The 10,204-nt window shown below is 46.7% G+C and carries 5 protein-coding genes, 1 tRNA gene and 3 rRNA genes; 1 reads left to right on the forward strand and 8 read right to left on the reverse strand.

Annotated features, from left to right (window positions below):
• Window positions 1–336: TM2 domain-containing protein (locus VB714_RS19755; RefSeq protein WP_323226388.1), on the reverse strand; the 336-nt coding region annotated here is incomplete at its 3' end.
• A 179-nt stretch (window positions 337–515) separates the two neighbouring features.
• Between VB714_RS19755 and VB714_RS19760 the strand changes: the two genes are divergently transcribed.
• Window positions 516–830 (forward strand): DUF1825 family protein, encoded by a 315-nt coding sequence (locus VB714_RS19760; RefSeq protein ID WP_323226389.1) that lies wholly within the window; start codon window positions 516–518, stop codon window positions 828–830.
• 41 nt (window positions 831–871) lie between these two features.
• On the opposite strand, the gene VB714_RS19765 is transcribed toward VB714_RS19760, so the two are convergent.
• The 7 genes from VB714_RS19765 to lepA all read right to left on the reverse strand — a co-directional run.
• A complete protein-coding gene (locus tag VB714_RS19765; protein WP_323226390.1) occupies window positions 872–1,888 on the reverse strand; it encodes an aromatic ring-hydroxylating dioxygenase subunit alpha in 1,017 nt (338 codons plus the stop codon).
• Between the two features lie 157 nt (window positions 1,889–2,045).
• Window positions 2,046–2,163: ribosomal RNA gene (gene rrf / locus VB714_RS19770) — 5S ribosomal RNA — on the reverse strand.
• Between the two features lie 47 nt (window positions 2,164–2,210).
• A 23S ribosomal RNA gene (locus VB714_RS19775) occupies window positions 2,211–5,048 on the reverse strand.
• A gap of 319 nt (window positions 5,049–5,367) precedes the next feature.
• Window positions 5,368–5,441, reverse strand: a tRNA-Ile gene (locus tag VB714_RS19780).
• Between the two features lie 111 nt (window positions 5,442–5,552).
• Window positions 5,553–7,042: ribosomal RNA gene (locus tag VB714_RS19785) — 16S ribosomal RNA — on the reverse strand.
• Together the 16S, 23S and 5S rRNA genes with 1 tRNA gene alongside form the textbook arrangement of a ribosomal RNA operon.
• A 313-nt stretch (window positions 7,043–7,355) precedes the next feature.
• Window positions 7,356–8,576: a geranylgeranyl reductase gene (chlP, locus tag VB714_RS19790; protein ID WP_323226391.1), complete on the reverse strand. Its 1,221-nt coding sequence runs from the start codon at window positions 8,574–8,576 to the stop codon at window positions 7,356–7,358.
• Window positions 8,577–8,893: 317 nt separating this feature from the next.
• Window positions 8,894–10,204 (reverse strand): translation elongation factor 4 (gene lepA / locus VB714_RS19795; protein WP_323226392.1); only part of this gene is annotated, 1,311 nt, incomplete at its 5' end.

Genomic DNA, 10,204 nt, shown 5'->3' on the forward strand with positions numbered 1-10,204 from the left:
CAATCCTTCCAATTGTCGCAATGCCTCGGACATTGCCTTAACTTTTTGGGGTTCGAGAGAATCGTTAGAAGATGGCGCTTGGGAAGCGATCGCCATAATGCCATCATTAAAACGGCGATCGAATTCCTCCTGTTCTAAAAATAAATACCAAATTGCTTCGATCGCGCTAGCAATATGGGGAATGGGAGTCGCAAACAGGATCAAATAGAATATTCCCCACAAGGGTTGGCGCAAATAGAACTTGTGCAAGCCCACAATCGGCGCGATCGTCCCGGCTAATGCTAGAATCACAGCAATTTTCTGATTTCTGGGTTTTTGCCAAAGGGTGTTAAACATAGAATTTTTCCTTGTCTTCTCCTCCTCGTCTCTTCTTAATTCTGCGTCACCCCTCCTTTCCCCTTTGCCCTCAATACGGAAAACCGAATTGCTTCGCGACTTTTCTCTACCCTACAATAAATGTAAGTTGGTATAGACTATTTTACAGTACATTAACAAAAGAGATTTACCGGGGGACCATGGGATTTTTTGATTCGGAAGTTGTTCAACAAGAAGCGAAAAAGTTGTTTGAAGATTATCAATCCCTCATACAGCTTGGAGGTGAGTACGGCAAATTCGATCGCGAAGGGAAAAAGCTCTTTATCGATCGAATGGAAGAAATCATGGATCGCTATAAAATCTTTATGAAACGCTTTGAGTTATCAGAAGACTTTATGGCAAAAATGACCGTAGAGCAACTCAAAACCCAACTGAGTCAATTTGGGATGACTCCTCAAGCCATGTTCGACCAAATGAACACAACTCTCGAACGGATGAAATCAGAAATTGAGTAGGCGATTTTATGCCAATTTTCTAGCAAAACCATCTGATTAATCTACTCATTGGTTTGTTCGGTTTCGCCGTGTTTTTTAAGAAGCGCAGAAATTTTGTGCCGGATGAGAATTCCAGGTTTATCCGTCATCATCTGTTGTTCTTTTTTGATATCCAATGGCACATCATAATTGGTAGATTCAAGGATTTCTTTGTCTTCGAGAGTGACTTGGCGATCGAAAGCAACAGCATCTGCGGCTTTAGTTTCTTCTTCCGTGTCATTTCGTAAGCAAAATTGGACGATTTGCGAAGAGGAATCACTGATAGGAGTCGCGGTATTAACGACAATATGAGTTAATCCATTGGGATAATTAATTCGCAGCAAACAAGTAAAAGGCATAAACCAATCCATATCTAAGGTACGATGGGTTTGTTCGTCTTCCATGTTTAGATTTTGTCTCTGCAATTCCGGATTAACAACACCCAGTTTTGCCTGAACTTTAATACCGTATTCTGTATCCTTAATATCTAACTCATCAGGAATGGGGTGTTCCGTGCTGCCAAATGTCGTAGTATGAACATAAGTAGGATGAGCCAAATCTAATTCATTTTCCATTACCCGCAATCCCGCACAATTCCACGTCTCATAAAACTCGGGAATTAAGCGATAATCGGACTGACTTGCTTCAGGAATTTGCGGTATATCTTGTATCGGGTCATCGGACAAACAAACCCACGCATAACCATACCGTTCTTGACATTGATAGGTTTGAATTTTATAAGTTTTGGGAATTTGTGCCTTATCACTAATTTGCGGCACATTAACACAACGCCCTGTTTCATCAAACTCCCACCCATGATAGGGACAAGCAATATTTCCTTCAGTTACTTTTCCTTTTGATAATTGTGCCGAACGATGACAGCAGCGATCGCGCGCCGCGATCGGCTGGCCTTTCAAATCTAACCACACAACCAGTTTTTCTCCTAGCAAGACGAAACTTTGTGGTGTATCCTCCAACTGAGAGATAGGTATTACAGGATACCAGAAACGTTTAAATACAAGTTGACGAGTAACTAACATGGTAAGAATAAATTCTAGAAACTAAAAGGACTAAACTCCTCGATTTATTTCATAATATTAGGAAATAGTTTGTAAAAAATAATACATTCCAATTTCTTGAATCAAAACGAAAAAAGCCCTCAATTGTTGAAAAAGAGAGCTTTTCTCGTAAGAATAAACTTGGCATCGAGCTATTGTGCCAGGAGGCAACCCTCCAAGTATCGTGGCCGCTGCAACATTTCACAACCGAGTTCGGGATGGAGTCGGAGTGGGTCTATTGCGCCAAAGACACCAAGAATAATGAACCTTGAAGACTGCAAGAAGAAAGAAGTAATTAATGTCTGAGGTCAAGCCCTCGGTCTGTTAGTACGCCTTGGCTGCAAACATTGCTGCTCTTCCACCTAGCGCCTATGAACGGATGTTCTCTCCGTGACCTTACTGGTTTAAACCATGAGAGTACTCATCTTGAGGTGGGCTTCCCACTTAGATGCTTTCAGCGGTTATCCACTCCGCACTTGGCTACCCTGCGTTTACCGTTGGCACGATAACAGGTACACCAGAGGTGCGTTCCTCCCGGTCCTCTCGTACTAAGGAGGACTCCTCTCAATACTCTTGCGCCTGCACCGGATATGGACCGAACTGTCTCACGACGTTCTGAACCCAGCTCACGTACCGCTTTAATGGGCGAACAGCCCAACCCTTGGGACGTACTTCCGCCCCAGGTTGCGATGAGCCGACATCGAGGTGCCAAACCTCCCCGTCGATGTGGACTCTTGGGGGAGATCAGCCTGTTATCCCTAGAGTAACTTTTATCCGTTGAGCGACGGCCCTTCCACTCAGTGCCGTCGGATCACTAAGGCCTAGTTTCCTACCTGCTCGACCTGTATGTCTCGCAGTCAAGCTCTCTTATGCCTTTACACTCTATGGCTGATTTCCAACCAGCCTGAGAGAACCTTTGCGCGCCTCCGTTACCTTTTTGGAGGCGACCGCCCCAGTCAAACTGCCCACCTGAAACTGTTTCCTTCCCGGTTAACGGGTTAGGGTTAGAATTCTAGCCTCGCCAGAGTGGTATCTCACCGATGGCTCTGTATTCCCCACAAGGAATACTTCATCGCCTCCCACCTATCCTGCGCAAGCAAAGCCCGAACCCAATTCCAAGCTACAGTAAAGCTTCATAGGGTCTTTCTGTCCGGGTGCAGGGAGTCCGTATCTTCACAGACAATCCTATTTCGCCGAGTCTCTCTCCGAGACAGCGCCCAAATCGTTACGCCTTTCGTGCGGGTCGGAACTTACCCGACAAGGAATTTCGCTACCTTAGGACCGTTATAGTTACGGCCGCCGTTCACCGGGGCTTCAGTCGCCAGCTTCATTTTTCAACTGACCGGCTTCCTTAACCTTCCGGCACTGGGCAGGCGTCAGCCCCTATACTTCCTCTTACGAGTTGGCAGAGACCTATGTTTTTGGTAAACAGTCGCTTGGGCCTATTCACTGCGACCAGCTCTCGCTGGCACCCCTTCTTCCAAAGTTACGGGGTAATTTTGCCGAGTTCCTTAGAGAGAGTTATCTCGCGCCCCTTGGTATTCTCTACCTCCCCACCTGTGTCGGTTTCGGGTACGGGTACTGAGGCTTCATCGTGCAACTGGCTTTTCTTGACACTATCCTTCACTATGCGTTCTCCGTAGAAAACTCCCAATCCAATCAGGGTATAGCTATCTTTCATGCGTCCCCAGTTACACTCCCTCTCAGCAGTTAGGGATTATTGACCCTATATCCATCGACTACGCCTTTCGGCCTCGCCTTAGGTCCCGACTACCTCTCCGCGGACGAGCCTTCCGGAGAAACCCTTAGGGTTTCGGGGTTGAGGATTCTCACCTCAATTTTCGCTACTCAAGCCGACATTCTCACTTCTATAAAGTCCACATCTGCTTGCCGCTAATGCTTCTCACCTTATAGAACGCTCCCCTACCATGTAGCCGCGTTACATGTAACGCTTCTACATCCACAGCTTCGGTAAATCGCTTAGCCCCGTTCATTTTCGGCGCAGGAGCGCTTGACCAGTGAGTTATTACACACTCTTTCAAGGATGGCTACTTCTAGGCAAACCTCCTGGTTGTCAATGCACTCCCACCTCCTTAATCACTTAGCGATTATTTGGGGACCTTAGCTGGTGGTCTGGGCTGTTTCCCTCTTGACGATGAAGCTTATCCCCCACCGTCTTACTGGCTAAGTTTTATCTGGGTATTCTGAGTTTGCCTCACTTTGGTACCGCTCTCGCAGCCCGCAGCGAAACAGTGCTTTACCCCCCAGACAATCTCTTAACCGCTGCGCCTAAACACATTTCGGGGAGAACCAGCTAGCTCCAGGCTCGATTGGCATTTCACCCCTAACCACACCTCATCCGCCAATTTTTCAACATTGGTCGGTTCGGACTTCCACTTGGTTTTACCCAAGCTTCATCCTGGACATGGTTAGATCGCCTGGGTTCGGGTCAACAAAACGTGACTAACGCCCTATTCGGACTCAGTTTCCTTTTGGCTTCAGCTTTTTCCGCTTTAACCTGCCACGCTCTGTTAGTCGCCGGCTCATTCTTCAACAGGCACGCGGTCAGACGTTTAATCGTCCTCCCACTGCTTGTAAGCTAACGGTTTCACGTTCTATTTCACTCCCCTTACCGGGGTTCTTTTCACTTTTCCCTCGCGGTACTTTTCGCTATCGCTCACGCAGTAGTATTTAGCCTTACCAGGTGGTCCTGGCTGATTCATTCGGGATTTCACGTGCCCCGAACTACTCGGGATTCAGCTAAGATTATTTCAATTTTTGACTACAGGACTTTTACCTTCTCTGGTACAGCTTTCAACTGCTTCGTCTAATTTCCACTTTCTATGTCGCTGTCCCACAACCCCTTCTACCGAGGTAGAAGGTTTGGGCTGTTCCCTTTTCGCTCGCCGCTACTGGGGGAATCGCTTTTGCTTTCTTTTCCTCTAGCTACTAAGATGTTTCAGTTCGCTAGGTTCGCTCGTTCTCGCCTATATATTCAGCGAGTCGTTCTTTTAGGTTGCCCTATTCGGACACCTCCGGATCGATGCTTGTTTCCAGCTCCCCGGAGCGTTTCGCCGGTTACTGCGTCCTTCTTCGCCTCTGCGTGGCCAGGGATCCGCCGTTAGCTCTTTGTAGCTTGACCTCTCTTTTTTGGCTTTTTGGATTTGTCTGTTATTGTTCCTGAATTAAAACCCAGAAACTTTATTGACTCCTCTGTTTGTACGCTTTCTTCTGAGAATTTCCTTTTGGGAATCTCTTTGGATGCGTACCACCTTTACGTCTTTCTTCTATGCAGTTTTCAAGGTTCTGGTCTGGACTTTACAAGTCCAGCATTCTCTCTGGTGGCAGAATTTTTTTTAATTCTCTCCCAAGAGCCGATGCTGTCTTTATTTATCCTCGAAAAAAAAGCACGGTAATGAGATTTTTACTTCTTATTGCCTTGATTTTACTTTTTTCTCGTCTGGGCCATCCTGGACTTGAACCAGGGACCTCACCCTTATCAGGGGTGCGCTCTAACCACCTGAGCTAATAGCCCATTTGAACCGAACAGAATTAAGTTTGAAAGTTTTTCACATCTTCGTTCGACCTCGGGATTGTTTCAATTATCAACTATCTTTTTATTGATAATCGAAGCGGGTCTCCCTATAAAGGAGGTGATCCAGCCACACCTTCCGGTACGGCTACCTTGTTACGACTTCACCCCAGTCACTAGCCCCACCTTCGGCGCCCTCCTCCGCGAACGGTTGGAGTAACGACTTCGGATGTTGCCAGCTTCCATGGTGTGACGGGCGGTGTGTACAAGGCCCGGGAACGGATTCACCGCAGTATGCTGACCTGCGATTACTAGCGATTCCTACTTCATGCAGGCGAGTTTCAGCCTGCAATCCGAACTGTGACCGAGTTTGCTGGGATTCGCTTGCCGTCGCCGGTTTGCTGCCCTTTGTCTCGACCATTGTAGTACGTGTGTAGCCCAAGGCGTAAGGGGCATGCTGACTTGACGTCATCCCCACCTTCCTCCGAGTTGTCCCCGGCAGTCTCCCTAGAGTGCGCGATTTAATCGCTAGCAACTAAGGACGAGGGTTGCGCTCGTTGCGGGACTTAACCCAACATCTCACGACACGAGCTGACGACAGCCATGCACCACCTGTCTTGGCGTTCCCTAAGGCACTCTCTCCTTTCGGAAAGATTCGCCAGATGTCAAGCCTTGGTAAGGTTCTTCGCGTTGCATCGAATTAAACCACATACTCCACCGCTTGTGCGGGCCCCCGTCAATTCCTTTGAGTTTCACACTTGCGTGCGTACTCCCCAGGCGGGAAACTTAACGCGTTAGCTTCGGCACGGCTCGGGTCGATACAAGCCACGCCTAGTTTCCATCGTTTACGGCTAGGACTACTGGGGTATCTAATCCCATTCGCTCCCCTAGCTTTCGTCCCTCAGTGTCAGTTACAGCCCAGCAGAGCGCCTTCGCCACCGGTGTTCTTCCCAATCTCTACGCATTTCACCGCTACACTGGGAATTCCCTCTACCCCTACTGTACTCTAGTTTTGCAGTTTCCACTGCCTTTCAGAAGTTGAGCTTCTGTCTTTGACAGCAGACTTACAATACCACCTGCGGACGCTTTACGCCCAATAATTCCGGATAACGCTTGCCTCCTCCGTATTACCGCGGCTGCTGGCACGGAGTTAGCCGAGGCTTTTTCATCAGGTACCGTCAGAACTTCTTCCCTGATAAAAGCGGTTTACGACCCAAGGGCCTTCCTCCCGCACGCGGTATTGCTCCGTCAGGCTTTCGCCCATTGCGGAAAATTCCCCACTGCTGCCTCCCGTAGGAGTCTGGGCCGTGTCTCAGTCCCAGTGTGGCTGATCGTCCTCTCAGACCAGCTACCGATCGCTGTCTTGGTAGGCCTTTACCCCACCAACTAACTAATCGGACGCGAGCTCTTCTCTAGGCAATAAATCTTTTACCGTTAGGCTCATCCGGGATTAGCAGTCGTTTCCAACTGTTGTCCCCGACCTAGAGGCAGATTCTCACGCGTTACTCACCCGTCCGCCACTATCTCCGAAGAGACCGTTCGACTTGCATGTGTTAAGCATACCGCCAGCGTTCATCCTGAGCCAGGATCAAACTCTCCATTTTGTGGAAATTATTTCCTTTTACTCTTTTCTTTTTTGACGAGGATGTGTATTATACTTTCAAACTTATTCTTTTTTCTTGGTTCGGCGCGCTGCTTTTGAGTGCTCCGTTTCCGGTTGCTCTCTCAACCGCGCATTTACTAAGGTAGCTACTTTTTCTCTACCTGTCAACCCTTTTTGCGAAAATATTTTTCTCTCTACTCCTCTTTTTTCCTACATTCCCCTCATATCAACTCTTTTGGGTTTAAAAAAAACAGGAAATTCTTTTTGGGATTTTCCTGTTTTTGCCTTTTTAGTTTCTATGTTCTGGTTTTACCCTAGGGAGCTAGAGCATTTCCTCGCAACATACTGCCTAAAGTTTTAGCTGTGATTTTCATTTGGATAAGGGGATTGGCTGGCACTACTGTCTTATATAGATAGCTATCGAAGGTCAAACGCTGTACGTCTTGGTCTGCACACATTTCTACGAATGCTTCTCGGGTTGCGTCAGTTCGGTAGAATACGCGTTGCAGCAGGTCTAGGACTAAATAGGTCATGCCATATTTTTTATCCCACTGTTTCAGGTATTGTTTGAGATCGCTTTCGCTGGGAATCTGCTGACCGTTGTTGCTTGTTTCTATTATGGTTTCAGCACACATCCTGGCTGACTTGGCAGCGAAGTAAATTCCTTCTCCGGATGATTTGGTTACTGTTCCGGCTGCATCACCAACTAGGGCTACTCTGCCCACGACTCGTCGAGGTCTTGGATGCTCGGGGATGGGGTGAGCCTCTACTTTGATAATCTGGCCTCCTTGCAATTTTCGAGCTGCTCGGGTGCGAATTCCTTTTTGTAGGTCTTTGATTTTAGCTTTGTTAATTTTCATTGTTCCCGTTCCGACGGCTACGTGGTCGTATTTGGGAAAGACCCATGCGTAAAAGTCGGGGGATACGTCATTACCCACGTACATTTCTGCTAGGTCTTCGTAGTAGCTCATTTGTCCTTCAGGAAGACGGATGCGCTCTTGGAAGGCGATCGCGTAGTTATAATCTCCTGCGTCTATAGCTTTGGCGATACGGGAGTTTGCTCCGTCTGCACCAATGACAACATCAACTTTCAGGGTTTTCATGATTCCGCTTGCACTGCCATCAGAGTGATCGGCATAATGCAAGGTGTATGCTTCGCGATCGCTCGAGGGGATATCTAGCTTACATACTGTTCCATTGATTAAATTTGCGCCTAATTCGGCTGCGCGATCTCTTAAAAAGCCGTCGAGGACTTCCCGACGACACATTCCTATATATTCATCTTCTCGCTCAATATTGATATCAACCTCAACATTGGAGGGTGAGATCATTTTCATTTTTCTCACCTGACGGTCTATGATCTCCGGAGGTAGAGCGAATTCTTCCACCATACATAAAGGGATCGCTCCTCCGCAGGGTTTAGCATTGTCCAATTTACGCTCGAATAAATAGGTTTCTATTCCAGCTTTAGCTAAAGTCTCGGCTGCCGACGATCCGGCAGGTCCTGCTCCTACTACTGCAACTCTTAGTCCCACGACTTTTCTCCTGTGCTTTACAGGTTTGCATGGTAGCACGGAGATATAGTAGAGAGTGGTTACTTGCAGAAAGTTTCCAGAAATTTGCAACAGACCTTAACAGACTCTGTAATATTTTGCAATATTTTTCAGATTTGTTGTTAGAGGCAATATGCTCAGGGGATGTTGGGTTTTAGGGTGCATCCCAGTTTTGTAAAAACAGCGAGCAAGATGCTCGCACTACCTCAATTATCAGCTATTGTAGTCTCGCTCCCTAGAGCTATAATTATTCGAGAAAATATTGTCAATTTGCAATTTTGAGATGCACCCGGGTTTTATTACTGCTGAAGTTTCAAAACTGCCATAAATGCTTCTTGAGGTACATCTACAGTCCCGATGGACTTCATGCGTTTTTTTCCTTTAGCTTGCTTCTGTAAAAGTTTCTTCTTCCGCGAAATATCCCCTCCGTAACACTTCGCCAAAACATCTTTTCGTAAAGCTGGAATCTGTTCGCTTGCAATAACCTTTGAACCGATCGCCGCTTGCAAAGGAATCTTAAATTGATGGCGAGGAATGAGTTCTTTTAACTTTTCTGTAAGGGCGCGTCCCATGGGATAAGCCTTATCCTTGTGTACGATGGTAGCTAAAGAATCCACTGGATCGCCATTGACCAGAATATCCAATCGCACCAACTTATTCTCCCGATAACCTGTGAGATGATATTCCATACTGGCATAACCCCGAGAGCGAGATTTCATGCGATCGAAAAAGTCTGTCACGACTTCTGCCAAGGGCATATCATAAATTAACGTCGTGCGCTTACTGGCAAAGTAGCGCATATCTTTAAAAATGCCCCGACTGGTTTGACATAAATCCATTAATGTGCCGACATATTCTTCAGGGGTAATAATCTCTAAATGAATGTAAGGTTCTTCGAGCTTTTCTCGTTTGTCGGGGGAAACTAATTGGCTGGGATTATCGATTTCGTAGCTTTCTCCCGAGTTTGTCGTGACGCGATAAACTACTGAGGGAGCCGTGGTAATCAAATCTAAATTGTATTCTCTTTCTAATCGTTCTTGGACGATTTCCATGTGTAATAATCCCAAGAAACCGCAGCGAAAACCAAATCCCATTGCGCTAGAAGTTTCCGGTTCGTATTGCAAAGCAGCATCACTGAGTTGCAGTTTTTGCAAGGCATCTCGCAACTCTTCATATTGTGCGGAATCTATGGGAAATAGGCCACAAAAAACCATTGGTTTTGCTTCTGCATATCCGGGTAAAGGTTCTTCGGCGCGATCGCTGGCTAAGGTAATTGTATCCCCTACCCGAGCGTCAGCAACGGCTTTAATTGCAGCCGCAATATAACCCACTTCTCCTGCATGGAGTTCATTGACTGGGATTTGACCAGGAGAAAGAATGCCAAGTTCGTCGATTTCATATTCCTTTTCCGAAACCATCAAACGAATGCGATCGCCTTTTTTGACTTTCCCATCCATGACTCGAAAATAAACAATAACACCTCGATAATGATCGTAATAACTGTCAAAAATAAGAGCGCGTAATGGTTCTTCAATGGTATCTCGTGGCGGCGGCACTAAATGCACAATAGATTCTAAAATTTCATCAATACCGATGCCTTCTTTTGCAGA

Source organism: Spirulina sp. 06S082 (assembly GCF_034932145.1).
GTDB lineage: Bacteria > Cyanobacteriota > Cyanobacteriia > Cyanobacteriales > Spirulinaceae > CCY15215.

Bases quoted from the DNA above. Each gene is read 5' to 3' on its own strand.
- VB714_RS19765 (WP_323226390.1), bottom strand. From the start codon at position 1,888: ATGTTAGTTACTCGTCAACTTGTATTTAAACGTTTCTGGTATCCTGTA.
- VB714_RS19760 (WP_323226389.1), top strand. From the start codon at position 516: ATGGGATTTTTTGATTCGGAAGTTGTTCAACAAGAAGCGAAAAAGTTG.